The following is a 23,978-nucleotide window of genomic DNA, read 5'->3' as shown; positions in this document are numbered from 1 at the left end:
TTACCAGTGTTGTTTGCGGCGTGTCGCGCATTATTCAGCCCCAGCCGAGTTCGTGCAGCTTTGCGTCGTCGATGCCAAAAAAGTGCGCAATTTCGTGGATCACGGTCACTAGGACTTCTTGGACGACCTCTTCCCGGTTAGTGCAAATGTCTAGAATTGGCTGCCTGAAAATGCTGATTTTGTCCGGCAAATTGCCGGCATCAGACCATTCTGTTCGTTCAGTGAGCGGCACGCCTTGGTAAAGCCCTAGGAGCACAAGATGAGGATCTTCATCGGCAGTCGGAATGTAGTGCTCCTCCACAACAATCGCGACGTTGTTGATCACCGCGGCCAAAACTGCGGGGATCTGATCCACGGCGTCGTCCACGGCTGCTTCGAAATCTTCCAGCGACATTTCATAACGACCAAAGCGCGGCAGCGAAGCAAGCAGATCATTCATGATGCCAGCCTAGGCGCTCAGTCATGTTCGGGTTGGCGCTATTCCCGCAGCCCTACAGAGTCGGTCGCCCAGAAGACCTCTGGATAAATCAAAGCTCCGCTTAACTGACGGGACGGAGTGGCCAAATATTTGGCCATAAAAGCCTCATCCGGAATACGAACGGACGGTTTGATAAAGCCCTCAGGCCCAGCCGGCACGAAGCCCAGACGAGGGTAAAAGGCAGGAATGCCTTCTAGAAAGACAAGTTCGACGCCGAACGTTTCAGCTACCCGAAGGCCTTCTTTGACCATTGCGAGGCCGAAACCTTGGCCTTGATGAGCAGCCGCAACTGAAAGCGGGCTCAAAACGAGTACCTGCTCAAGCCGGGTCGGATCGTCTAGATACCCGCACGTGAACCCGATATGTGCGACGATCTGACCGCCGTCAGCCTTGGCGACGAGCTCGAAACCTTTGCCCTGCAACCAGAGCGGGCGTAATTGAAGCACTAATTCGGCTACTCTGCCGCCGTCGTCGAAAGCGCTGGTGACTACCTGACTGATCGCTTCTGCATCGCGCGAAGTCGGCTGCGAAATTTCCATGAATTCAGACTAGTCCGCGCTTTCAAGACACTCAGTTTGGCGGAATCGGTCAATAGGCCCTATAGTTTTAGAGGTTCACTTCGAGACGCATTGCGAAAACAATTGTGTTCGAAATGTCCCAAGGCCCCCATCGTCTAGCGGCCTAGGACACCGCCCTTTCACGGCGGCGGCACGGGTTCGAATCCCGTTGGGGGTACGCACGGCAAAAGCATCCGGTGAGAGCTGGTAAGCTGGAAGCCTTGTAAAAAGCAAGGCCCTGTAGCGCAGTTGGTTAGCGCGCCGCCCTGTCACGGCGGAGGTCGCGGGTTCAAGTCCCGTCAGGGTCGCTAGGTTCCTTTCGGGGAATCCGGTGGCAAGTTCACCAAGGCTCTGTAGCTCAGTTGGTAGAGCGTTCGACTGAAAATCGAAAGGTCACCGGATCGACGCCGGTCGGAGCCACCATCTAAAAAGCCCTCGGAATTCCGGGGGTTTTTTCGTTTAACCCACCGCAAAACTACGCGTGGCGGACGAAAGCTCAACGAGCACAGCTTTCTCCCAGCTTTGTTATAATTCTTGCGTATTGACTTTCCCCCGCGCCGACGAAGGCGTGTATTCAGAGGACACTATGAAATCGACCTTCAGCAAGGCCGCACTCGTCGCGATCATCGCGGTGCCGCTCGCTCTAAGCGCCTGTTCCAGCCCGGATTCATCCTCTGGCAATAATTCCGCGGGATCTAGCGCAAGCGCTATGCAGTCATCCTCGGCTAATAATGCTGACAAAGGCACAGGCATGCCTGAAAACCCCAAGTCTGAATTGCTTGTTCAAATGAACGAGCGTTTTGCCGCTGAGCCTAAGTTCGCGGGCCTCTCTGCCGAGTGCAAAGCCACAGTTGTTCGGATGGGTATCGGGTTCACTGCGCCGCTGGCTTCCTCTATTGAATCGCTCAAGCCGGGCACTGTGCAGCAAGTAAAAGATGCTGTGGCAGAGCTGAAGGGTGCCACTCCGGCCTCGCTGAACGGCGCATTTGAGACGATCGAGGCAACTGCGGGTACGGACGAGGCCACCAAGGCTGAAAACACAGACAAAATTACTGCGATGTTCAAACCCATTAGCGATTGGCTTACCGCCAACTGCAATGGGTTCGTGCCCAAGGGGTAGCTCAGCCGCTGAATCGCCGAAATAGTTTTGTTGGATGCGGCCTCAATCTGGCTCGAAACCTTGTGTATGGCGTGATCACCAATTCAGTGGGTGAACGTGAAAAGCTTGGGAGATGGCAACTCACGAGCGGGTAGCAATTACGGGCCTTGGCGCAATAACACCGCAGGGGCGTTCAGCCGATCAAATGTGGCAAAACATGCGATCCGGCGTTCCCGGGGTCAAAAAACTTGATCCCACCTGGGCCGCAGAGCTCCCGGTACAGATCGCAGGGACAGTCGATGCTGGCTTTGAAGAAAGCCTCTCAGTTCGAGAGCAGCGCCGGCTTGACCGAGTTGAGTAATTCGCCTTGATCGCGGGTCGGGAAGCATGGACGCACGCTGGCGCACCAGAAGTTGACTCGTTCCGGCTCGCAGTGGTGGTTGGCACCGGCCTTGGTGGCCTCACAACCACTATTGAGCAAGAGCACACTCGCAGTGATTCGGGCGCTCGCAGAGTATCTCCGCATACCGTCACGATGCTGATGGCCAATGGTGCTGCGGCCTGGCTCTCGATGGATATCGGCGCTAAGGCCGGTGCCCGGACCACTGTCAGCGCTTGTGTATCTAGCTCCGAAGCGATTGCCGTGGGTCGCGAGATGATCTTGTCTGGCTCGGCCGACGTCGTCCTGGTCGGTGGCGCAGAAGCTTGCATCATGCCGCTTACCGTGGCGGCTTTTTCCCAAATGCGGGCAATGTCTAAACGCAATGATGATCCAGCGACGGCTTCTCGTCCCTTCGACAAGGATCGTGATGGTTTCGTGCTGGGCGAGGGCGCCGCGATGCTGGTCCTAGAGCGTGAGGACTTCGCGAAGGCGCGGGGTGCGAAAATTCATGGCTTTGTTGACGGTACCGCGGTCACCTCGGACGCGCACGATATTGTTGCGGCTGACCCGGCAAACCAAGCCCGCACGATCCGTGCAGCATTACGCATAGCTGGGTGAGCTGGCACGGATATTGATTTTATTCATGCACACGCTACCTCCACGCCGCTGGGCGATCTGAACGAAGTGATTGCGATCAAAGATTCCATTGGCCAGGAGGTAGCGGTGACTTCGACTAAGTCGATGACGGGTCATCTGCTGGGCGCTTCTGGCGCTCTCAAGTGCGATCGTCTCTCTGAAGTCCATGGCTGAGGAAGTGATCCCGCCAACCACAAACATCACCGAAGTTGACCCGGAAATCTCGCTCGATATTGTCACCACGCTAAGGCCGCATCGTTCCGCCCACGCCGTAGTAAATGCCTTTGGCTTTGGTGGGCACAATGCAACCGTGGTGTTGAGCCTAAATTAGTCGTCAGCGGGCTGGGCGCGAATCACAACTACCCCAGCGTCTAAATCGACCAGAACACGGTCCTTCGGCCCCTCACCAGGAGTCTCCACGATGACAGGCAGGATCAGTTGTCTGGTTTCTTCTTCCAGTTGATGCGCTCGGCCAGGGTTAAAGATTGAGTCGACAAAACCCATACCGCCGCCAAATGGGCTGCTCATAGCGTCTCCTCACACGATTCGTCGTAGCCCTATTGTCTCTCAATTAGTGCCTCGGCAGTAGGGCTCTAGCCGCTGTGCGAATCTTATGAGCATTAAATGAGCTGAATCCTCAGGGGTGTTCCAGTAACCCTCGCTGGGCTGGCAGTAGTCTTGGCTGTAAGGTCAAAAGATACGTCCAGCCGCCGAAGGAGGCCCAGTGAGTAACCCCGTTCCCGATGTCCCCGAGACGATCAGCCCGGTTGAACCAGCAATCGACGGTAGGACCGTGATTGCGGATTCCGCAGTGGCCAAGGTAGCCGGAATTGCCGCACGTGCTGTGCCCGGAGTTTACTCACTCGGCTCCGGTTCCACACGCGCTATTGGTGCCATTCGCGAGGTTGTTGGCGCAGCGGACTTATCTCAGGGTGTGCGCGTGGAGGTCGGTCAAACTCAGGTAGCAGTCGACGTCGACTTAGTGGCCGAGTATGGCAAACCGCTCCAAGAGGTGGCCAACCAAGTCCGGGTGGCGGTCTATCGCGCCGTTCAAGAACTTGTGGGCTTGCGGGTCATAGAAGTTAACGTCGAGATCAATGACGTACACGTACCTAAATCAGCCGAACAAAAGCAGCAACCATCCAGCGGGGAGTCGTCATGAATTTCACCTTGATAGGCATCGGGGCCGGAGCGTTCTTGGCTTTTATGGCCTTCGCTTTTGGCTTTTGGGGTTTCCTGATTGCCTTGATCTTTATGTTGGTTGGCGCCATTTTGGGCCGCGCAGCGGATGGCAAGCTTGATCTGCGAGGGGTACTCGATGCCTTGACCGGACGGCGCTCCTCCTCATGAGCATTGCCAGTGCCGAGCCCAGCAGCTTTGCAGAAAACGCACTGGCCGGCCATAACAGGATCAGCACTCAAGCGTTGACTAGTGTGACTCAAGCAGCAACGGCTGAGAACTTCGGCGTGCAGGCGAATGAGGTGCGCGTCAGTTTTTCTGACGACGCCGGACGGCTAGCAATTTCTTTGGCCACGCCCGTTGTGGTGCCTTCGCTTGCGGATTTGGTCACTAAACGCAGCCCGGCAATTCAAAGCGGAGGCTCTATTTGGGCGCGAACCATTTCCGCAAAAAAATCCGTTTTAGACAAGGTCAGTTATTTGACCGGGTCTGATGTCAGCAAGGTCGATATCCGAATCACCGGAGTACGACTAGTCACTGAAAGCGGTGTTTCGTGAGCTCAACGGATGTCTTGGCGCAGTTTAGGCCCGAAGAAGAACCGGCGGCGCCGAAAAACCAGTCTGGTTCGACGCCAGCACCTGCGGGTGGCAAATCCCTCGACCTAACTCGTGCAGTTCGCCGCGAGTTGTCTTCGTCTCGAGCAATAATTTCCGGCGTGGCAGCTTTTATCATCACGGTTCTGTCGATCTACGCATTGTTGGAATGCGGCTTACGAATCGTTAATCAGCCAGCATGGCTCATCGACCCGCAAACCGCATTGGACCGCTTAGCCCAATTACCGCAGGGCATGACGCCGGTTCTGCTGGGTGTGATCGGCGCCGTATTACTTTTGTTTGGCTTGATCTTTTTTCTCAAGGCGGTCAGACCGGGACGGCGTGCCCGGCATACCCTCGTTGACCCGCGGATCGCCGTCGTCGTCGATGACGAAGTTATTGCGTCAGCGCTGGCGCGCAGGGCCAGATTGGCCTCGGGAGTGACCCAGGAACAAGTTATGGTTGTGGTTTCACAGCACAATGTGGTGGTCAACGTTCGGCCCACTTCTGGTGTGGCATTGAACAGTGAATCAATCAAAGCCGCGATTGAAAATGAACTTGAATCAATGCAGCCAAAACCGCTTCCACAAGTTCGAGTCAACGTTGCTGCGACGGGGGTGATCGGAGTATGAACGAGACTCCTCGGGTAGCCAACCGCATCCTCCTGGCGCTTTTTGGTTTGGTTTTACTTGCTGCTGGTGCACTCGCCGTTGCTTTGTCTGCATTTCCCGGGTTCGCTTCCTGGTGGCAGGGTTGGGCAGGACCATTGGTCAAGCAACTGCGTGAGGTGGCAGCTAACACTGCGATTTCTGGGCAGAATAGCTCGCTGATCTGGATTGGCGTCGCCGTTGTACTGGTTTTGCTGATCATTGGCATGATCGCTTGGGTAGCCAATCAAGGCCGCGGACGCACCACAATTTTGGCAGCTGCTGATGATCAGGGTGAGGCTGATGGTTTGGTCTCGATCAACGGCAGCGTGGCGGAACAGCTACTGCGTCAGGCATTAAATGAACGCCCAGAATTGCTCGGTGCAACAGTCACCACTTACGAGGTCAAAGGCGAGCCAGGATTGAAGATCCGGGTACTGCCCAGGCAAGGCGTTGCCCCGCACAAAGTCGCAGCTGAAGTCTCCGAGCTAGTTGGCGCACTCGATGAATTGCTGGGTCAACGCACCCCGGTTCTTTTAAGCATCGGCTCCGGAACCCGCGCCCGATTCACGAAGGCCGAGCGCGTTCACTGACGTCAGGTGCCCTACTTCCCCCAGCTTGGGATGCATTTTCGGCATGGGGATGCGCTTTCAACCGCAAAACGCGCATCCCCATGCCGAAAATGCATCCGGAGCGGAGTTAGTTCCGGAAGTAGCAGGGTTAGTTCGGGTGGTGAGTTAGTGCAGCCAGACTGTACTGTTTGGCGCCAAGATTCCCGGCGTAGCCTCGGCACTGTGCAACTCGGCACTGTGCAACTGGGCACTGTGCAGTAAGACTGTTTTCCCCGCTGGAAGTTCGACTGCGGTTTGGCTAAAGTTCGCGAGCACGGTCACCCTTCCGTTCTCGAAGCTCAGTACACCGTTCTGCGGGTCGTTCAGCTCACCCCAGAGCAGGCTACCGAGCCCAAGCTGTTCGCTCCTGCGCAGCTTGAGCAGCTGACGGTACAACTCCAAGGTCGATCCCGGCGCACCTTCTTGAAGATTGGCCGCGTAACGGCCGAATGATTCCGGTTGCGGCAGCCACGGTTCTGCGGTGGCTCCGCCGGAGAAACCATAGCCTGGTTTCTCAGCTTGCCAGGGCAAAGGTACCCGACAGCCGTCGCGACCGATTTCTTGGCCGCCAGTCCGGGTGAAAGCGGGATCTTGTCGAACCTCAGCGGCCAGCGTGGTGTGCTCCGGCAGGCCGAGTTCATCGCCTTGATAAACATAAGCCGAGCCCGGCAAAGCCGTTTTTATTGCTGTTGCGGCCCTGGCTCGGGCAAGCCCAAGCTGCTCATTCGGCTGCTCGTCTGAGGCTGAAATACCCTTCGGAAGGGTAGTCGGGTCGCTCAGGCCGAACCGGGTGCTCTGCCGAACCGTGTCGTGGTTGGAAAGTACCCAAGTGCTTGGTGCACCAACCACTGCGACAGCAGCTAGTGAATTGCTGATCGCATCTGCGAATCGTTGAGCGTCCCAGCCGGCAAGCAGGAACTCGAAATTAAACGCCTGCTGCATTTCATCTTCGCGAATGTAGCGGACTAATCGCGCCGCCGGCTCAACCCACGCCTCGGCAACCAACATCCGATCGCCGTCGTATTCTTTGAGCTCCTTATTCCAGGCCCGGTAGATCTCGTGGACGCCTTCTTGGTCAAAAACGGCGACGGCGGATTCATCGCGCTATCGCCGGAATCGCCTTCCACCATTGCCGCCGCGCCGTCCCAATCGGGGAGGCCGGCTGCCTTGACCATGCCATGGGCTACATCAACCCGGAAGCCGTCTACGCCGCGATCTAGCCAGAAACGCAATACTGACGCCATCTCGGCGTGTACTTCAGGGTTGTCCCAGTTCAGATCGGGCTGTTTGCTATCAAAAAGGTGCAGATACCACTGGCCGGGTTGGCCCGCCGCGTCCAGTACCCGAGTCCACGCTATGCCGCCAAAGATCGACTGCCAGTTGTTGGGTGGCAACTCGCCATTTTCACCTTTGCCGTCACGGAAAATGTAACGCTCGCGCGCAGCAGATCCAGGCTCGGCGGTGAGCGCTTCAACAAACCATTCGTGCTCATCTGAGGTGTGGTTAGGTACAAGATCGACAATAACTCGCAGATCGCGTGCGTGACTCTCGGCGAGCATTAGATCGAAGTCATCTAGCGAACCGAACAGCGGATCTACTTGGCGATAATCTGCGACGTCATAGCCGGCGTCGGCTTGTGGTCAGCGGTAAAAAGGTGAGAGCCAAATGGCATCAATACCAAGAGTCTTGAGGTAGTCCAAGCGGGAAGTGACACCTGCGAGGTCGCCCATGCCGTCGCCGTTACCGTCAGCAAAGGAGCGCGGATAGATCTGATATATGACCGCATCCTGCCACCAAGCGTGCTCGGAGGCGCCGTCGTCTTCGAATTCGCGACTATTGGTTGCATATTTCGTACTGGATGTGGCCTGGCTCACAAAAAAGCCTTTCAGTAGAATTTTAGAAGATTTGCGTAAACGCTTGCACTTTCTCGCAGCAGCTTACTAGGATGATCCGCATCACTCAACTACGCATCTCACAGATTCCGGCCAGGTTTTGGACAGGTTCAAGGAGCTGCTGGTTCGGACGACTCAATGAGGAGTATCAGCATGAAGGTTGCGAAAGCACTTGCCCCCGCACTCGCGGTGGGCGTCATAGCAGTTAGTCTGGCGGCTTGTGGGGGCGGCAGCGGGGGCGGTGGAACCGCTGGCGGAGGCGGCGACGCGCAGAACGGGTTAGACGGTCGGGGCCCCATCACCTACGTTCAAGGCAAAGACAACTCGAACATCGCGGCACCGATCGTGGCGAAATGGAATGCACTGCATCCAGACCAGATCGTGACCCTCAAAGAACTTACTGACAACGCCGACCAACAGCACGACGATATGGTCAAAAACCTTCAAACGAAGAACGTGAATTACGACGTGATGAGCGTTGACGTAGTTTGGACCGCAGAATTTGCTGCACAGGGTTGGCTGCAGCCGTTCAAAGATAAGATGGCACTGGATACTTCCGCAATGCTGCCAGCAACCGTGAAGAGCGCAACCTATAAGGACACGCTTTACGCGGCACCGCAGATCTCGGACGGTGCGTTGCTTTACTACCGCAAAGATCTAGTGCCCACGCCGCCCAAAACGTGGGACGAGATGATGAGTATGTGCTCAATTGCCAAGACCAATGGCATTGACTGCTTTGCCGGCCAATTCGCGCAGTACGAAGGTTATGACGGTTAACGCTGCGGAGGCGATCAACTCTACCGGTGGCCAAATCATTGGCGACGACGGCAAAGTAGCCATCGACTCGGATAAGGCAAAAGCGGGCCTAGAGAACTTGGCCACCGCCTATAAGAATGGCAATATCCCGAAACAGGCCATCACCTACCAAGAGGAACAAGGACGGCAGTCCTTCGAAGACGGCAAGCTGCTCTTCTTGCGCAACTGGCCCTATGTCTACAACCTGGCAACTACCGACAGCACCAGCACGGTCAAAGACAACTTTGGCGTTGCCCCGCTGCCCGGCGCAAGCGGTCCGGGTGCATCTACCCTTGGCGGGCACAGTTTGGGTGTGAGCGTGTATTCGAAGAACAAAGCAACCGCCCTGGACTTCGTCAAGTTTGTCACCGGGGAAGAGATGCAGAAGCTTTACGTCACGCAGGCATCTGCAGCTCCCGTACTGAGCAAGCTTTACGACGATCCGGAATTGACCGCAAAACTGCCTTACTTGCCGGCGTTGAAGACCTCGATCGAAAACGCTGTTCCGCGTCCAGTGACGCCGTTCTACCCGGCAGTCACTAAGGCGATCCAGAGCAACGCATTCTCTGCGCTCAAGGGTGACAAATCAGTGGATCCGGCGATTTCTGACATCAAGACCGCAATGCAGTCGGCGGGCATTAAATAGCTGAAAGGCTGCTGGGCCGTCTCCGCTAGGGGCTGGCCAAGGACTTTCGCCGCGATGGCGCGGCAGATGAAGGAGGAGGCATGTCCGTCATAGCCGACGACGTCGATGCCGAAGCGAGTTCGCAAGGCCCCAAGGGCCGAGGCGCGCCAAACGGCGACCGTAAACAAAAAATGCAAACTGGCTGGGCCAGCTGGCTGCTTGCGCCAACGCTGATTCTGCTAGCCGTGGTGATTGGATATCCGGTGGTGTCCGCCGTAGTGATGTCCTTTGAACAAAATCCTGGTCTGGATGCCAATGGCTTCTTTCAGGCCGGCGGCTTTGCCGGATTCCAAAACTATGTCTCTTGGGTGCTGCAACAATGCCCGGCGCCCGGTGGCGGATTCCAAGATTTTGCGCCCGGCCAGCTAGGCGCACAATCTTGGTCCGCCATGGGGAACACGTTTTTCTTCACCGTGATCACGGTGGCGCTAGAAACCGTGGTTGGTTTCTGGATGGCGCTCATCATGGCGAGGACCTTCAAAGGCCGCGACCTGGTTCGCGCCGCAGTTCTGGTGCCATGGGCAATTCCGACCGCGGTAACCGCCAAACTGTTCTTCTTCATGTTCGCCTTTGACGGCGTCATCAATAAGATCTTTGGCACTCAGATTCTCTGGACAGGTTCCGAGTGGCCCTCCAAATGGGCAATCATTATGGCCGATACCTGGAAGACGACGCCGTTTATGGCCTTGCTGATCCTCGCTGGCCTGCAAATGATCCCGGCTGAAGTCTACGAAGCCGCAAAGGTCGACGGCGCAAATGCTTGGCAACGCTTCCGAATGATCACCTTGCCCATGGTGAAACCCGCCTTGATGGTTGCGATTCTGTTCCGTACTTTGGATGCTTTGCGGATGTACGACCTACCGGCGATTCTTACCGGCGGAGCGAACAACACGGACACGCTCTCCACGTTGGTGGTTGAACAAATACGTCAAGGTCAAAATTTGGCCTCAGCCTTGTCGACGATCACGTTCATTGTGGTGTTCTTAGTTGCCTTCATCTTCATTCGCTTCCTCGGCGCGAACGCGGTGCAGTCTTCAGGCCTTGATAAGGAAGCCAAAAAAGTTAAGGTGGGCGCAGCATGAGCACCGCAACAGTTCCCGTGAATGCTAAATCCACCAACCGAAGCCGTTGGGCGCAGGGGCGTACCTATATCCAAGCGATCATTATTGTGCTCTGGTGCTTGGCCCCGTTTTATTGGATGGTGGTGACGGCGTTCCGACCGTCCGACGCTACTTTTGAAACCACGCCAGTGCCAACAGCGCCGACGTGGGATAACTTCATCACTGCGTTCTCTGAGGACCGTGGCAATCACTTTGGCTTGGCGTTGTTCAACAGCGTGCTGATTGGCGTTGTGGTGACGGTGATCGCCTTGCTGGTTGGCGTATTTGCCGCTTATGCGTTGGCCCGGCTGAACTTTCGGTTCAAGTTCATTGTTTTGGGCCTGATCTTGGGCGCTTCGATGTTCCCCGGTGTCGCGCTGATTACGCCGCTGTTTCAGCTGTTTACCGATTGGGGCTGGATTGGCCAGTACCAAGCGCTGATCATTCCGAACATCTCCTTTGTGCTGCCGCTGACGGTGTACACCCTGGTGTCGTTCTTCCGGGAGATGCCGTGGGAGCTAGAAGAAGCTGCCCGAATGGACGGCTGCACGCAGGGGCAAGCCTTCCGAAAAGTCATTATGCCGCTCGCGGCCCCGGCCGTATTTACCACTGCGATCTTGGCTTTTATTGCCTCTTGGAACGAGTTCCTTATCGCGAGCCAGCTCAGCAACGACGCGACCAAAACCGTGACCGTGGCAATTGCCTCCTTTGCTGGGGCGCAGCCGCATCAAGAGCCGTACACCGCCGTGATGGCGGCCGGAACCATTGTGACGGTGCCCTTGGTGATTATGGTGTTGGTCTTCCAGCGTAAGATCGTGGCTGGATTGACCGCCGGTGGTGTGAAATGAGTTGGTCCACGGAAAACGCTGGGCCAAAGCCACCGCCACAGGGCGCGCCCAAAGGACGTGCTGCTGAGCATCTTGATATGGGCATCGGATTCCTCGGTTTTTGGGGAATCGTCTTGTTGATTACTGTGGTCTGGTTGGAACTTACTGGTGGTCCGGCCTTGGGCTGGGCACTGTTGCTGGCCGCCGTCGTGATTGTCATGGTGTTACTTTTGCGCTTCCGGGCCAGGCTACAGCGTAAAAGCCGAAACTAAGGTCAGGAGCCGAACCATCGCTACCAGCATTGAAGACGTCGCGGCTGCCGCCAATGTCTCAACGGCTACGGTTTCGCGCGCGATCCGCGGATTGCCGCGAGTCAGCCCGAAGACGCGAGAGCGGGTTCTGGCGCTGGCCTCAGACATGGGCTACGTGGCATCTTCGGCAGCGAGCGGTCTTGCTACTGGACGTACTCGCACCATCGGCGTGCTGGCGCCGTATGTGAGCCGATGGTTTTTTGCGCGCGCGATCGAAGGCGTGGACAGCGAGCTGCATACGCAGAAGTACAACTTGATGTTGATCAGCCTGGGTGGTTATGGAGTTAGCCGAGAACGGTTGTTTGAGCACACCATGCTGCGGAAGCAAATCGACGCTCTGGTGGTGCTTTGCCTTGCTTTGCGGCCATCGGAATTGGAACATCTGCATCGCACGGAGATTCCGTTGATCGCGTTGGGCGGGCCGGTCAAAGGGTTCGACCAAGTTTGTATTGACGATTACGCGGCTGCGCAACTTGCTACCCGGCATCTCATTGAGCTGGGACATACCCGAATCGCGCAAGTCTTGGGCGAAGAGGAAGATGAGCTGAACTTCGCGGTGCCTAAGCTTCGAGACCGGGCCTTTGAGGACGCCATTGTTGCTGCTGGGCTCGCCTTGCGGCCCGAGTGGGAGCTCAATGGCGACTGCACGGTAGCTGGCGGAGTTCACGCTGCAGCGCGATTGTTTGACCGGCCCGAATTTGGCGATCCGCAGTGACGCCCGACGGCGGTCTTCTGCGCATCCGACGAGATGGCTCTGGGCGTACTGATGGAAGCGCAGCGGCGTGGAATTCAGGTTCCTCAGGATCTGTCCGTGATTGGCATTGATGACCATGAATTCGCGGCTCCAGCCGGACTAACCAGGGTACGGCAAGATCCGGTGGCGCAGGGCCGAGTGGCCGCTGGGATGTTACTTCGCCAACTCGACGGCGTCGAGGGTGCGGTGCACAGTGTGGCCGCGCCGTTCGAGTTGTTGCTATCGCGAACCGTTGGGCAGGGTGACGAACGGGCTGAAACCGGGAATAAGCTGTGAACGCGCCATGCGGGTGAACCTAACCAGGCTGCGTTCCGTCGCAAGGGGTGTTCTACGAGTTCCATGAGACGACTCACCCCCACAACGAAGGAGCACGCCCCATGGCAAGCAATAAGAATTCAGCCCCTTTAGGCCTGTTGGTACTACGCGTAGTCACCGGCATCATTTTCATCATGCATGGCTGGCAAAAATTTAGCGATGGAATCCCGGCCACCGCAGATGGTTTTACCGCGATGGGTATTCCGGCACCTTCAGTGACCGCACCGTTCATCGCCGGGCTTGAGTTAATCGGAGGTGCGGCGCTAGTAATTGGCCTCCTGAGCCGGCCAATCGCAGTATTACTAGTCATTGATATGATCGGCGCGCTGGTAACAGTCCACGCTCCGCAAGGCTTCTTCGCAGGCAAGGGCGGCTACGAATACGTCCTCGCTTTGGCCGCAATTTGCGCCACGCTCGCGTTGACCGGCCCAGGAAAATTCGCCCTGGACGGCCTACTGTTTGGCCGCAGCAAGCGGCTCAAAGCAGTGCTGGCCTAAGCGCTAGGAAGCCCTGGCCAATTGACGGATGAGAATCCACCGGGAGGCGAGCCGTCGGTACGCCGCGGCCGCCCCGGTGAGATCTCCCTCGGCAATACACTCCAGACCAAGCCGGACGTCCATTGGTGATTCATCCGGATAAATGCGGTCCGCGATTGCACCATAGTCCAGTTCGACGACGGCCAGCTCGGGCACGGTAGCAAGCCAGTCGTGCAGCTCGCGGAGTTCGTCCAAAAGATCAAGTTCCGGTGCAGCCACTTCGAGATTCGCAATTCCGGAAACGAGCCGCTGTTTCGCGGTGGCTAAGGGAACTTGAACCCGCACCGTGATTACGCGGCTTCGCGATTCCACAACTTCTGTTCGGTCTGATTCTGAGATTAAGACGAACCAGCTAAAGGGGATGCCCCAAGTGGAGGTGCGGGTGAGTACGCGTCGTTCTGTGGCGGCCAATTCATGCATTTCCTCAACGACTTTTGCACTGAACAGCCATTCGGCCAGCCTGTTATTTGGGCCGTCTCGGAAGGCCTCGACCGCTTTGGCTGAGCGGAAATGAACCTGATTCAGACTGTACAAAACCGGGCCGTCTTCGACCATTTGCAGGCTGCGGAAGCGTTCCGCGGCGGCCGTGGGCAAGGTGCTTGGGCCAGCACGAACAACGCGGCCTAGCGAATCGTTGAGCTCACGAAGATCGGCATACATTCGATCCTCACTGGGCGGGGCGCTGCGTTCAATGAGCGTCTGTTCAACATCGGTGAACTCAGTAAGCGGTAAATACAGGCGCAGCGCAGAGAGGAACGGTAAGTTGCTATGCCCCAAGTACAACTCGCCAGACATTTCAGCTCAGCTCTGCAATAACTGGCGCATGATCTGAAGCACCTTTGCCTTTACGCTCTTCACGATCAATCTCGGTATGCACCACTCTTGCTGCTAAAGCTGGTGACGCCATAATGAAGTCAATGCGCATGCCTTCCTTTTTGGGGAAGCGCAGCTGCTTGTAATCCCAATAGGTGTACACGCCGGGGCCGGGATGGCTCGGCCGGACGACGTCGGTAAAGCCGGCGGCCTCAAAGGCCTGGAAAGCCGCCCGCTCGGGTGCACTAAAGTGGGTCAACCCCTCATCAATGAAGTATTTGACGTCCCACACGTCGTCATCCTGAGGTGCAATATTCCAGTCGCCCACAAGCGCGATCTGGGCGTTTGGGTCCTTGGCGAGCCAACCTTTGGCCTCTTCATTGAGCACACGTAGCCACTCAAGTTTGTACGGCATATGCGGATCGTCGAGGGCTCGACCATTTGGTACGTAGAGGCTCCAAACCCGCACGCCGCCGCAGGTTGCCGCGATTGCACGGCCTTCTTGCTCTGGCTCAACGCCTGGCTTACCAAAGGCGGGCTGTCCGGGGAAGGTGCGTTCGACGTCGTCAAGGCCTACCTTGGAGGCGATCGCCACGCCGTTCCACTGGCTGAAGCCGAAATGCGCAACCTCATAACCGTTGTTTTCAAACAGTTCCCAAGGGAAATTCTCGTCTTTGCACTTGGTTTCTTGGATAGCCAGCACATCAATATCAGTGCGGCGGAGCCAATCTTCGACTCTGTCTGCACGGGCTCGTAACGAGTTCACATTCCAGGTGGCAATCTTCACTCTTCCAACATACCTGTTGGCGGGGACAGCATGCTTAACGCGAGATTATTGCTCGGGCTTCTCATCGCGTTTGCGAGTCAAGATCAAGAACATGAGCAGACTCAATCCGAGCTGCACCGGGATCAAAATAGTCGGCGCAGCGCCAGCGATAAGGCTGATCAGTACCGGTGCCATGGAAATTGCCGCCACATCGGGTCCAGCAAAGAACTGAGCAGCCACACCTGGCGGAAGGGCACCAAACGGGGTCGCGATTGCTGGCCGGGACCAATCGACGGGTTTTTTATAAGCACCGCGGATGGCCGCACCAGCTAACGCAGGCCCAGCGATGATGCCGGCGATGAAGAAAATTGGCGAACCCACGCCCGTGAGCCAGAGCAAACCGAATGCCACAACGGCCCAGGCAAAGAGCAATATTGCCGGAACTGCCGAGTGCAGACGCCTTGCTGAGCCCGACGGAATCGGTAGCAGGCGGTCCAGAATAGGGTTGCCAGCATTGAGTTTGAGCGGGCTGGCCATTGAGCCGCTTGCCATCAGCGCGCAAACCAAAAGCGACACCAGAGTAACGCCCGCGTCTTGACCACCAGTGAACGAATGCAGGATCGCCGGGATAACCGCCAGCACAGCCAGGCCAAGCAATCGACCTGGATGCCTCAAATAACGGAGGGCATCCGCTTTGATGAGCACCGCGGATGGACTGCTGGCAAGCAAATTCTTGGCTAAATTACGGCGCGATCCGGTACTTTGACCCAAAAACGATGAAGAAAACGCGCTCGCATCCATCGATTGAATACTGGATTGAATCAATGATGAGCGTGCAGAGTGTTCCCGCAGCGATGTGCTGGTAATCCGGCCCAGTCCGGGCAAAACGGCAACGCAAGCGACGATGCCCACCGGCAACAGCGCTACGGGCCAAACTTGCCCTGTAGCGGCGACTATTGGCCAGCTAGTGGGCAGCCACAGAAGCCAAGACCCAGTAATCGGCAGCCCCAACGCAGTGATCAAGCCGAGCAAAACTAAGAGCACCAAAAGGCCGGTCAGAATCCGATTCAGCAACCGGGAGCCCGCTAGATTCTGCGCGGCCTGAGCCACCGCGAAGCCGCAAAGGAACAATCCGATGCAGCTCAGCACCGTGAAGGTGATCTTGCTTGCTGTGAGTTCACTTGGCTCGACAATGGCCAGAAACATGCCAATGACCGCGCCTAGCGCAGCGCTCAAATAGGCCCAGCGCAGCACCATTGGTCGTAAAAGTGAACTTCTGGAAACAGGTAAAGGCAGCAACCATTGCGTGCGGGGCGGGTCCAAATGCGCTGGTCCCAGCCTGCCGATCAGTAGCACCGCGGCGCTTAGCGTTACCAAGGCCAGCAAAGCCCAGGCAATGTTGACCGATACGATCGGGGTGAGCGGTTGGATCAACAGATTCGGGCCGCTTTTCGCGGAGTCTTCTAGGTAGGTGTCACGAATTTTTGACACGAGCGAAAACGAGATTGCCAACAGCACGGCAATGCCGAACACGGTGACGTAAACCTCGCTGAAGATGGTGTAAAAACCGACGGTTTGCCGGGTCAGCGGGGCCTTGCGGATGTATCCGCGCAGCTCGGAGGCGGTGAGCTCTTCGTTTTGCTCGGCGTCGTGTTGGTTTTCGGGCGCCTGTGCTGGTACCTCGGATTGCTCGGTCATGCTGGCATCGCCTGGATTCGTTCAGCAGCGTCTTGGGCGCTGAGGCTCTCAACTTTGTCCGCAATGTAGAGCGCCTTTTTAGACGCGGTGGTGAGGAATTCCGGGTCGTGCGTCACCAGTAGCACCGTCTCGCCAGCTTTGGCGCAGGCAGCCACCCGGGATGCCAGCGCCCGGCGCATGTGCGTGTCCAAGCGTTGCTCTGGTTCATCCAAAACCAGCAGGCTGCGCGGTCGGACAAATGCGGCAGCTAGCAGCAGCCTTCGGCGTTGGCCAGAGGACAAGCTTGAAACTAGGGAGTCGTCGTGCTCGGTGAGTTGGAAAAATTCCAACTCGGCGTCGACGGCGCCCACCGGATCGTTGACCCCGTGGCCTGCCGCCACCATGGTCAGGTGTTCACCGACGGTTAGCTCGGGGAAGAAGGCGTCGTCGTCGAAAACCAAGGCTGCCATCCGGCGGAACTCAGGCGTCCGATCATCAACTACTGCTTTGTTGAGAAGCACGGTGCCGGCCAGTGCTGGCAATTGGCCCACGACGGTGCGCATTACGGTGGATTTTCCGGCACCGTTGGGGCCAACGAAGGCCAACGCACCGGATCCAAGCCCAAAGGAGACCTCTCCGCAGACTTGTTTCTTGCCGTAACCAACTTTGAGATCGCTGACTCTGAGCGAAACGGGGGAGCGGGACATAGGGCTGAGCTTATCGGACGGTTTGTTGCCGCGCGTAGAACACTCCACAACAGCACCCGGAACACTCCACAACAGATAGCGATGCAGTTGTGACTGAAGTGACTAAAGTGCTGGGACCTAGCTGCGGATTCAGGCTATTTGTTGTGGCGTGTTCGCGGAGTCTTCCACCAGTGCCACGAAGACAAAGATCATGCCGGTGGCAAAGAAATTGTGCAGAATTTTGAACGCATCCACCGGAACAAGTCCCACGCCGGCCAGGAATCCACCGAGCAGAATGAGCATCCATTGCACCGCTTTAGCATTCACAAGCTTGGCATGCCGAAATTTAGCCCAACGCCGTAAATCTCGCGTCATATAGGAGGCGAGGGTGATAATTACCAGACCGGAAAAGATGAGCGTGGCGTTGAAGGTGTAGGCAGCAAACCCTTTGTTTACGGCACCGAGTGCGCTGAAATTGATCTGCCACCAACTGGGATTATCCGCCGTGATCATCGCGGTCAGGGCCCCGGTGAGCAAGAACGCGGCCAGTAAGTTGGAGAGCGAATACGTGGTGATCCGGGCACCAGAAAGTGAGACGGTGTAGGCGGTTGCTGCGCAGCTAATGCCCACGAAAAGGCTGCCCGCAAGCGGCTCCAATGTCAGGCCAGAAAATGCGCGCTGAAAAAGCGAAAATATGGCTTGGCAGAGCATAAAAGCGATCAGCGCGTAGGTGAATGACAGCGCTGAGACATCTAGAATCCGCCGTGCAAGTGCTGTTTTACGCAACCAGGCGGACTCCGGTCGCTGCAACGATCGTAAGTAGCTCAAGGCAAAAACTGCCAGGCCGACGACGGCGGCACCCAGGGAGGCAAATTGTCCAACCGACCTGTCCCCAGAAAGTGGCGGGTGCTCGCCGAGTAAAAGGAAAAATAAGAAGGCGACCAGGGTAAGTACCCCCATAACCAGCACGGCTAGCGCAAAGGCCCGGGACTCGATGCTGACAGCGCTGAGCCGTTGCGGCACCGCAGCATGTTTCTTCCCGGAAGCAGGAGCTACTTCCACCAGTCGTCAAGAAGAGTTACCGGCACCGTGCGCTTGTGCCGAGTGGCCAGAAACCGTTTTTCGATGGCTTCAGCTACCGCATCTGAGACTTCGCGGCCCTCTAAGTAGTCGTCAATGTCGTCGTAGCTCAGGCCCAGTTCATCCTCGTCGGCTCGGCCCGGTACGCCATCTAGCAAGTCTGCGGTGGGAACTTTTTGATAGATCCGCTCAGCTGCACCCAAATAGGTCAATAGCTGTCGGTTTTGCCGCTTGTTCAAGGTGAAAAGCGGCAAGATATCTGCACCGCCGTCACCAAATTTGGTAAAGAATCCAGTGACCGATTCCGCGCCGTGGTCGGTGCCAATCACCAGCAATCCGTGCTCGCCAGCCAAGGCGTACTGGGCAACCATGCGCGCCCGCGCCTTGATATTCCCACGGTTAAAGTCGCTGAGCTGCTCACCGGTAGTGGCTTTGTATTCTTTTTCCAAACCGTCTACACCTGGTGCCACGTTGCACGTCCAGGAGCGGTCCGGCTGGATGAAGGCCAAAGCCGCCTGCGCATCCGCTTCATCGTGTTGCACGTTGTACGGCAGCCGAACGGCAGTAAAGCTAGCATCGAGGCCCTCTGCCCGCAGCTTTTCCGCGGCCAGCTGGCCTAATTTGCCAGCGAGCGAGGAGTCCAAGCCACCAGAGATTCCCAGTACGAACCCTTTGGTCCGAGTAGCTTTGGCGTAATCGACCAAGAAATCGACCCGTTTGGTCACCTCAGCGGCCGGATCAATAGTAGGTTTCACACCGAGTTCAGCAATGATTTTCGCCTGGAGTTCGCGCATAATGCCAGCGTACTACCTGAAGGTTTCAACCAAGTTTCTCGGTAGCAGATTCACGAATTGGCCCGGTGGATTGCCGGACGGTCAGATGCGTTGGCAGCACGGCAAGCTCACGAATGCCGCCAGCGCCCGTGCTGGGCGCAGTTCGGCTGAGCAGCATCGTGATCGCAACGCGGCCGGCTTGTTCGACCGGTGCAGTGATGGTGGTTAGCGGCGGATTGCAGAAGTCGGCACCGAAGATGTCATCGCAACCGACCAGGCTGAAGTCCTGAGGAATCCGGACGCCTCGAGCAGCGAACCGTTGCAGCATGCCAATGCCGATCAGATCGTTGAAAGCGATGCCTGCGCTCGCGCCCGAGTGCAAAGCCGCATCTGCCGCCGCAGCGCCCGACGTCGTTTTGGGCGCAAAGGGCCCCAAGCGGCTGATGCGAAGATTGAGTCGGGCGGCGTGCTCTTCAACAGCACGTAACCGACGCGCATTAGACCAAGAACCGATCGGCCCGGCGGCGTAGGCAATGTGTTGATGCCCTAAAGACGCGAGATGTTCCAATGCTTGACCCACTGAATCAGGCGTATCAATGATGACCGTCGGTACACCATGAATGCCGCGGTAGATCGTCACGATCGGCGATAGCTGGGCGGCCTCGATGATTGCCGCATCGCTCAACCGAGAGGCAACGAGGACGACGCCGTCGCAGGTCCGCCGGAGCTTAGCTAAGGCCTCGGACTCCACCTCAGCAGACTCTTCAGTGTCTACGAGCAGTTGAGTGTAACCAGCTGCCTTGAGCTGATGTTGGGTGCCCCGAATGATGTCAAAGTAAAACGGGTTCGTCACATCTGGCACGAGGAGTTCAACAGCGCCAGTGCGGCCCGAACTTAGTGCTCGCGCCTGGGTGCTTGGCACATAGTTCATCTCGGCGGCAAGAGTTTCAATCATTTCTCGAGTGCGCGGGTTGACTCGATCCGGCCGACTCAGAGCCCGAGAAACAGTCGATGTGGCCACGCCAGCGGCTACCGCGATGTCCTTGATGGTGACCGGTTCTGATCCGGGTCGTTCGGGGTGTGCCATGCTTTGCCACCTTCTATCGGTGAGCCAATCGAAACACCCCGAAAGGCAAATGGCAATTTATGGCAAACGCTTGCCATGAATTGTCGGGCATTTCTAGACTCGGGCAACGGCCGGAGTCATCCCTCGCACCGAATTCGGCCGGTTTCCGGGGGAAATCCCCCTCAACCGAGGAGCGAATGTGAAGAAAGTCCTACACAAGAAAAGCTTCACCTTGATCGCTGCCGTGGCGGCCTCAGCACTGTTGCTGAGCGCTTGTGGTGGATCAGGTAGCACAACGGACAGCAACGCAGCTGTTGACGGCAAGGGCCAGACTCTCGATGTTCTGGTCAACGTAAACACCGGCTATCCCGAAGAGCAAAAGAACTGGATGACGGATATCGCGGCCAAGTTCAAACAGCAGACTGGGGCGGAACTAAAGTTTGAGACCTTCGCCAGTGCCAATGATGAACTGACCAAGATTCAGACCTCCGTGGTCTCAGGTCAGGGCCCCGATGTTTACAGCTTGGGCACTACGTTTACACCGACCGCATACGCCACCGGTGCCTTTGTGAAGCTTGGCGACGCCGAATGGGCAAAAGTGGGCGGCAAGGACCGGTTCAACCCGGCAACTCTTGGCATTTCTGGCCCGGACGAAAAGAACCAAGTTGGTGTGCCTTTCGTTAGTCGGCCGTTTGTGATGGCGTACAACACCGAACTGTACAAAGCAGCTGGGCTGGATAAGCCCGCAAGCACTTGGGATGGCTTGGCCGAACAAGCCAAAAAACTCACTGGTAATGGAAATTTCGGCATGGCGGTGGGCTATAAGGACGGGTTTGATCCCTGGAAATTCATTTGGGCCATGGCTGCTGAAGCCGGACATCCGTTGGTGGACGGTAACCAGGCAAAGCTTGACGACTCGGCCGTGCAGAAGGCTTATGAGAGCTACTTTGGTTGGCTAAACCAAGACAAAGTGGTTGACCCGGCTTCAATCGGCTGGAATAACAGCCAAGCGCTCGCTGCCTTCGCGCAAGGCAAGACCGGGCTCTTCCCCATGACGACGGCGACCGCGGCCAGAACCCTCGATGCCTCACCGATCAAGGATAAGTACGCGTTCGCGCTGATGCCGACGGTAGCGCCGGGGCAGACCGAACGGCCAAGTAACGGCGTCGAAGCGGCCAGCATTCTCTCCGGCGACAACTTGGTGGTTGCAGATTACTCGAAGAACAAAGATTTGGCTTTTGCCTACATCAAGCTCATTACGTCCAAGGACGAGCAGCTGAATTACAACAAGATTTTCGGTGACTTGCCGGCAAATGCTGATGGTCTGAAGGCCATCGACAACCCCTTGTTTGGCCTGATTACTGATGCCGCGACTAAATCGCATGCGACGCCGTTCACCGGAGCCTGGGGAAACATCCAATTGGCGCTGACCAACGTCGTCGTGCAATCAATTCCGGAACTTTCCGGCGGCGGCGTGAGCGAATCGGTACTCAAGCAGCGTCTACAGGACGCGCAGTCGAAGGCGCAGAAATCTCTCGATCGTGCTGGAAAAGGCTAAGGAATGCCGAATGAACCGCTTAGTCAGCGGAATCGACCGCTGTGGATGCTAGCGCCGGGTGGCGTCCTCATGGTCTTTATCATTCTGCTGCCGCTTTTGCTCAGCATCTATATGGCGACGCTAGATCTAGATCAGTACACGATTCGCAAATGGATAAGTGCGCCATTTATTGGCATTCAAAACATCGTTGAGGCGCTTACCGCCACGCCGTTATTGCACTCGGTTTGGCTGAGTGTTTCTTACTCGGTACTGGTGATGATTATTACGCTGCCTTTGGGAATTGCCGCTGCGTTAGCTACGCAGAATAAGTTTCGCGGCCGCGGCTTGGTTCGTTCGATCTTTTTGATTCCTTGATGTGTTGCCGGCCTTCGTGGTGGCAACAGTATGGCGGACCATGTTCCAGCCTGGCGGTGTGATCGACCATGCCCTGAGTGGCGTTGGCATCAATGCCGGTCTTTGGCTCAACGGGCCCAATAGTTATTGGACCTTGGTGATTGTTCAGGTGTGGGCTTCCTGGCCGTTCATTTACATGTTGGCGCTGACCGGCCTGCAGTCGGTGGATCACGAAGTGCATGAGGCTGCGGCACTCGATGGTGCACTGTGGTGGCGAAAACTGCGTTACGTTATTTTCCCTTATCTCAAGGGGCCGCTTTCGCTAGCGATTCTGGTGGGGCTGTTGCACCACATCAATAACTTCACACTGCCCTTTGTACTGTGAACCGTTACCGGTTTCTTGCCGCTTTTATGCGAGTCCCTGCACCGGTTGGGCCGGGATGGTTTCTTTAGCGTAATACACTACTTCGTGTTCTGTCGGTGGGATGTCTCCGATGCTGGTGTGTAGGCGGTCGTTGTTGTACCAATCGATCCAGGCCAAGCTGGCCCATTCAACCTCATCGATGGTTTTCAACGGCCCGTTGCGGAAGGGAGAATCTTCTCGGACGGCTTCAGTCTTGAACAGGCCGATGGTGGACTCGGCCAAGGCGTTATCGTAGGCGTCCCCGACAGAGCCGATTGATGCTGCGATGCCCTCCAGAGTCAGGGTTTCCCCGAAATGCAAGGAAGTGTACTGGGACCCGGCGGCGGAATGATGGATCAGCCCTTCTGCGACCGGATGCCTGGTGCGTGTCCGCTGCCATAAGCCCATCCTGAGTGCTGTGCTCACCAGGGCGGTGTCCTTGATCGTGGAGATGTTCCAGCCCACGATGTACTTGGAGAAACAATCAATGATGAACGCGACATAGACGAAACCTGCCCAGGTGCGCACATAGGTGAAGTCCGCAACCCAGCGCTGATTTGGGCCAGCTGCGGTGAAGCACCGATCCAATAAATCCGGGGCACGGTCATGGTTTCGGTCCGGCACCGTGGTGCGCACACCTTTGCCCCGTACCCGGCCTTTCAAACTCAACAAGCTCATGAGCCGGTTCACCTGCCGGTAAGAGACCTCGAATCCTTTCCGACGCAGCCAAGCCGTCATTTTCCTCCTCCCGTACATTCCCTCCGGTGTCCCTACCGTTCCTAGCAACGCATCCATAACCGAAGCCTCTGCCATGTCCCGGACCGAAGCGGTGGAGACCTTCCAACTACGGTAGGTCCGGGCAGTGACCGTTAAGCCCTGGCCACGCAGGACCTTGCAGATCACCTCGACTGCCCAGCCAAGGAAGCGTTGTTCATCGATGAATCCCCTGATCAATGCTTCGCGGGGGTCGAGTTCCCCCGCGAAGAAAACCGACGCAGCCTTCACAATCTCTAACGACTCACGCAGCTCACGATTCTCACGTTTGAGCGCACGTACCTGCTCCGATTCCGTCGTGGACATCCCTACCCTGGTCCCGGCATCAATTTAGGCCTGCCTCACCCAACGACGTAGGGATTCCTTCCCAACCCCGACTTTGCCGCCCACAGCAGCACAAGCAGCCATCAACGATGGATACTCCTGGAGATGATCCAAAACCAGCCGCACCGACCTGTCCCGAACCTCCCGCGAAAACTTCCGATTCATAACCATCAATACTTCCTTCCAAACTCAAAAGGAAGCGGCATAAAACCGGTAACGGTTCAGAGACCCATCTTTCGTCATGAGTGGATTCAGTGTGCCTAACGAGAAGATGAAAACAGTTCTCACTGAAAATTGACTCTGCTTTGGCCTAATTTCTCCTTGAAGC

General features: G+C 56.8%; 26 protein-coding genes, 3 tRNA genes and 5 pseudogenes. 21 read left to right on the top strand and 13 right to left on the bottom strand.

Going from position 1 to position 23,978, the window contains the following annotated elements; all coding sequences use genetic code 11:
* Positions 1 to 34: 34 nt before the first annotated feature.
* Together RSAL33209_RS13630 and RSAL33209_RS13625 are read right to left on the bottom strand one after the other, a co-directional pair.
* Entirely contained in the window at positions 35 to 439 is a 405-nt protein-coding gene (locus RSAL33209_RS13630; protein ID WP_012246464.1) for a metallopeptidase family protein, read from the bottom strand.
* 38 nt (positions 440 to 477) lie between these two features.
* Positions 478 to 1,017 (bottom strand): GNAT family N-acetyltransferase, encoded by a 540-nt coding sequence (locus RSAL33209_RS13625; protein WP_012246463.1) that lies wholly within the window; start codon positions 1,015 to 1,017, stop codon positions 478 to 480.
* Positions 1,018 to 1,140: 123 nt separating this feature from the next.
* Between RSAL33209_RS13625 and RSAL33209_RS13620 the strand changes: the two genes are divergently transcribed.
* The 3 genes from RSAL33209_RS13620 (at position 1,141) to RSAL33209_RS13610 (ending at position 1,458) form a co-directional block, all read left to right on the top strand.
* Positions 1,141 to 1,213, top strand: a tRNA-Glu gene (locus RSAL33209_RS13620).
* Between the two features lie 56 nt (positions 1,214 to 1,269).
* A tRNA-Asp gene (locus RSAL33209_RS13615) sits at positions 1,270 to 1,343 on the top strand.
* A gap of 39 nt (positions 1,344 to 1,382) precedes the next feature.
* Positions 1,383 to 1,458: transfer RNA gene (locus tag RSAL33209_RS13610), tRNA-Phe, on the top strand.
* A gap of 102 nt (positions 1,459 to 1,560) precedes the next feature.
* Here the strand turns inward: RSAL33209_RS13610 and RSAL33209_RS13605 are convergent.
* Complete coding sequence (locus RSAL33209_RS13605; RefSeq protein ID WP_041684824.1) at positions 1,561 to 1,788, bottom strand: hypothetical protein; 228 nt, start codon at positions 1,786 to 1,788, stop codon at positions 1,561 to 1,563.
* Here RSAL33209_RS13605 and RSAL33209_RS13600 point away from each other — a divergent pair.
* The 4 genes and pseudogenes from RSAL33209_RS13600 to RSAL33209_RS19800 all read left to right on the top strand — a co-directional run bounded on the left by RSAL33209_RS13600 (position 1,787) and on the right by RSAL33209_RS19800 (position 3,483).
* Positions 1,787 to 2,155: a hypothetical protein gene (locus RSAL33209_RS13600; RefSeq protein WP_041684823.1), complete on the top strand. Its 369-nt coding sequence runs from the start codon at positions 1,787 to 1,789 to the stop codon at positions 2,153 to 2,155. The two genes, RSAL33209_RS13605 and RSAL33209_RS13600, sit on opposite strands and share 2 nt — an antisense overlap.
* Positions 2,156 to 2,267: 112 nt before the next feature.
* Positions 2,268 to 3,134, top strand: a pseudogene (locus RSAL33209_RS13595) (beta-ketoacyl-[acyl-carrier-protein] synthase family protein).
* Between the two features lie 66 nt (positions 3,135 to 3,200).
* Complete coding sequence (locus RSAL33209_RS19805; RefSeq protein WP_012246459.1) at positions 3,201 to 3,326, top strand: 3-oxoacyl-ACP synthase; 126 nt, start codon at positions 3,201 to 3,203, stop codon at positions 3,324 to 3,326.
* Complete coding sequence (locus RSAL33209_RS19800; RefSeq protein WP_012246458.1) at positions 3,319 to 3,483, top strand: 3-oxoacyl-ACP synthase; 165 nt, start codon at positions 3,319 to 3,321, stop codon at positions 3,481 to 3,483. The genes RSAL33209_RS19805 and RSAL33209_RS19800 overlap by 8 nt, the downstream gene beginning before the upstream one ends.
* On the opposite strand, the gene RSAL33209_RS17650 is transcribed toward RSAL33209_RS19800, so the two are convergent.
* Complete coding sequence (locus tag RSAL33209_RS17650; protein ID WP_012246457.1) at positions 3,480 to 3,680, bottom strand: DUF6191 domain-containing protein; 201 nt, start codon at positions 3,678 to 3,680, stop codon at positions 3,480 to 3,482. The genes RSAL33209_RS19800 and RSAL33209_RS17650 overlap by 4 nt on opposite strands.
* 196 nt (positions 3,681 to 3,876) lie before the next feature.
* On the opposite strand from RSAL33209_RS17650, the gene RSAL33209_RS13590 reads away from it, so the two are divergent.
* Genes RSAL33209_RS13590 through RSAL33209_RS13570 form a run of 5 tightly spaced genes read left to right on the top strand, consistent with a single transcriptional unit; the run spans position 3,877 to position 6,164 of the window.
* Positions 3,877 to 4,314 carry an Asp23/Gls24 family envelope stress response protein gene (locus RSAL33209_RS13590; RefSeq protein WP_012246456.1) on the top strand — a complete coding sequence of 146 codons (438 nt, stop codon included), beginning with the start codon at positions 3,877 to 3,879 and terminating at the stop codon, positions 4,312 to 4,314.
* Positions 4,311 to 4,502 carry a DUF2273 domain-containing protein gene (locus RSAL33209_RS13585; protein ID WP_012246455.1) on the top strand — a complete coding sequence of 64 codons (192 nt, stop codon included), beginning with the start codon at positions 4,311 to 4,313 and terminating at the stop codon, positions 4,500 to 4,502. The genes RSAL33209_RS13590 and RSAL33209_RS13585 overlap by 4 nt, the downstream gene beginning before the upstream one ends.
* Positions 4,499 to 4,888 carry a hypothetical protein gene (locus RSAL33209_RS13580; protein ID WP_012246454.1) on the top strand — a complete coding sequence of 130 codons (390 nt, stop codon included), beginning with the start codon at positions 4,499 to 4,501 and terminating at the stop codon, positions 4,886 to 4,888. The genes RSAL33209_RS13585 and RSAL33209_RS13580 overlap by 4 nt, the downstream gene beginning before the upstream one ends.
* Complete coding sequence (locus tag RSAL33209_RS13575) at positions 4,885 to 5,556, top strand: DUF6286 domain-containing protein (RefSeq protein WP_012246453.1); 672 nt, start codon at positions 4,885 to 4,887, stop codon at positions 5,554 to 5,556. The genes RSAL33209_RS13580 and RSAL33209_RS13575 overlap by 4 nt, the downstream gene beginning before the upstream one ends.
* Positions 5,553 to 6,164, top strand: coding sequence for a hypothetical protein (locus RSAL33209_RS13570; protein ID WP_012246452.1), 612 nt, complete (start codon positions 5,553 to 5,555; stop codon positions 6,162 to 6,164). Before RSAL33209_RS13575 ends, RSAL33209_RS13570 begins: the two co-directional genes overlap by 4 nt.
* A 144-nt stretch (positions 6,165 to 6,308) precedes the next feature.
* Here RSAL33209_RS13570 and RSAL33209_RS13565 read toward each other — a convergent pair.
* Positions 6,309 to 7,912: pseudogene (locus tag RSAL33209_RS13565) on the bottom strand (glycoside hydrolase family 13 protein).
* Between the two features lie 315 nt (positions 7,913 to 8,227).
* On the opposite strand from RSAL33209_RS13565, the pseudogene RSAL33209_RS13560 reads away from it, so the two are divergent.
* From RSAL33209_RS13560 to RSAL33209_RS13535, 7 genes and pseudogenes are all read left to right on the top strand, one after another.
* A pseudogene (locus RSAL33209_RS13560) lies at positions 8,228 to 9,515 on the top strand (ABC transporter substrate-binding protein).
* A gap of 80 nt (positions 9,516 to 9,595) precedes the next feature.
* Complete coding sequence (locus RSAL33209_RS13555; RefSeq protein WP_012246446.1) at positions 9,596 to 10,636, top strand: carbohydrate ABC transporter permease; 1,041 nt, start codon at positions 9,596 to 9,598, stop codon at positions 10,634 to 10,636.
* A complete protein-coding gene (locus tag RSAL33209_RS13550) occupies positions 10,633 to 11,502 on the top strand; it encodes a carbohydrate ABC transporter permease (RefSeq protein ID WP_012246445.1) in 870 nt (289 codons plus the stop codon). Before RSAL33209_RS13555 ends, RSAL33209_RS13550 begins: the two co-directional genes overlap by 4 nt.
* A complete protein-coding gene (locus tag RSAL33209_RS13545; RefSeq protein WP_012246444.1) occupies positions 11,499 to 11,753 on the top strand; it encodes a hypothetical protein in 255 nt (84 codons plus the stop codon). Before RSAL33209_RS13550 ends, RSAL33209_RS13545 begins: the two co-directional genes overlap by 4 nt.
* Entirely contained in the window at positions 11,695 to 12,507 is an 813-nt protein-coding gene (locus RSAL33209_RS13540) for a LacI family DNA-binding transcriptional regulator (protein ID WP_325050061.1), read from the top strand. Before RSAL33209_RS13545 ends, RSAL33209_RS13540 begins: the two co-directional genes overlap by 59 nt.
* 12 nt (positions 12,508 to 12,519) lie before the next feature.
* Positions 12,520 to 12,822, top strand: a pseudogene (locus RSAL33209_RS19795) (substrate-binding domain-containing protein); the annotation flags it as partial.
* Between the two features lie 101 nt (positions 12,823 to 12,923).
* Positions 12,924 to 13,358 (top strand): DoxX family protein, encoded by a 435-nt coding sequence (locus RSAL33209_RS13535; protein ID WP_049759002.1) that lies wholly within the window; start codon positions 12,924 to 12,926, stop codon positions 13,356 to 13,358.
* Positions 13,359 to 13,361: 3 nt separating this feature from the next.
* Here RSAL33209_RS13535 and RSAL33209_RS13530 read toward each other — a convergent pair whose 3' ends face one another.
* The 7 genes from RSAL33209_RS13530 to RSAL33209_RS13500 all read right to left on the bottom strand — a co-directional run bounded on the left by RSAL33209_RS13530 (position 13,362) and on the right by RSAL33209_RS13500 (position 20,279).
* Positions 13,362 to 14,192 carry a DUF8083 family protein gene (locus RSAL33209_RS13530; RefSeq protein ID WP_012246440.1) on the bottom strand — a complete coding sequence of 277 codons (831 nt, stop codon included), beginning with the start codon at positions 14,190 to 14,192 and terminating at the stop codon, positions 13,362 to 13,364.
* A gap of 1 nt (position 14,193) precedes the next feature.
* On the bottom strand, positions 14,194 to 14,997 hold the full coding sequence (locus tag RSAL33209_RS13525) for an exodeoxyribonuclease III (protein ID WP_012246439.1): 804 nt from the start codon (positions 14,995 to 14,997) through the stop codon (positions 14,194 to 14,196).
* 45 nt (positions 14,998 to 15,042) lie between these two features.
* Positions 15,043 to 16,674, bottom strand: coding sequence for a DUF6297 family protein (locus tag RSAL33209_RS13520; RefSeq protein ID WP_012246438.1), 1,632 nt, complete (start codon positions 16,672 to 16,674; stop codon positions 15,043 to 15,045).
* Positions 16,671 to 17,360 carry an ABC transporter ATP-binding protein gene (locus tag RSAL33209_RS13515; protein ID WP_041684822.1) on the bottom strand — a complete coding sequence of 230 codons (690 nt, stop codon included), beginning with the start codon at positions 17,358 to 17,360 and terminating at the stop codon, positions 16,671 to 16,673. The genes RSAL33209_RS13520 and RSAL33209_RS13515 overlap by 4 nt, the downstream gene beginning before the upstream one ends.
* Positions 17,361 to 17,489: 129 nt before the next feature.
* Complete coding sequence (locus RSAL33209_RS13510; protein ID WP_012246436.1) at positions 17,490 to 18,401, bottom strand: hypothetical protein; 912 nt, start codon at positions 18,399 to 18,401, stop codon at positions 17,490 to 17,492.
* Entirely contained in the window at positions 18,392 to 19,213 is an 822-nt protein-coding gene (gene nadE, locus RSAL33209_RS13505; protein WP_012246435.1) for an ammonia-dependent NAD(+) synthetase, read from the bottom strand. The genes RSAL33209_RS13510 and nadE overlap by 10 nt, the downstream gene beginning before the upstream one ends.
* Before the next feature lie 25 nt (positions 19,214 to 19,238).
* Entirely contained in the window at positions 19,239 to 20,279 is a 1,041-nt protein-coding gene (locus RSAL33209_RS13500; RefSeq protein ID WP_012246434.1) for a LacI family DNA-binding transcriptional regulator, read from the bottom strand.
* 178 nt (positions 20,280 to 20,457) lie between these two features.
* On the opposite strand from RSAL33209_RS13500, the gene RSAL33209_RS13495 reads away from it, so the two are divergent.
* Together RSAL33209_RS13495 and RSAL33209_RS13490 are read left to right on the top strand one after the other, a co-directional pair.
* A complete protein-coding gene (locus RSAL33209_RS13495; protein WP_012246433.1) occupies positions 20,458 to 21,816 on the top strand; it encodes an ABC transporter substrate-binding protein in 1,359 nt (452 codons plus the stop codon).
* An 18-nt stretch (positions 21,817 to 21,834) separates the two neighbouring features.
* Positions 21,835 to 22,531 (top strand): annotated as a pseudogene (locus RSAL33209_RS13490) (carbohydrate ABC transporter permease); the annotation flags it as partial.
* Positions 22,532 to 22,558: 27 nt separating this feature from the next.
* On the opposite strand, the gene RSAL33209_RS13485 reads toward RSAL33209_RS13490, so the two are convergent.
* A complete protein-coding gene (locus tag RSAL33209_RS13485) occupies positions 22,559 to 23,632 on the bottom strand; it encodes an IS3 family transposase (RefSeq protein ID WP_012243778.1) in 1,074 nt (357 codons plus the stop codon).
* Positions 23,633 to 23,978 lie beyond the last annotated feature (346 nt).

Origin of the sequence: Renibacterium salmoninarum ATCC 33209 (assembly GCF_000018885.1) — a bacterium.
Classification (GTDB): domain Bacteria; phylum Actinomycetota; class Actinomycetes; order Actinomycetales; family Micrococcaceae; genus Renibacterium; species Renibacterium salmoninarum.
The sequence above is the reverse complement of the archived record's forward strand: the minus strand, read 5'-3'. Positions and strand labels throughout refer to the sequence as shown.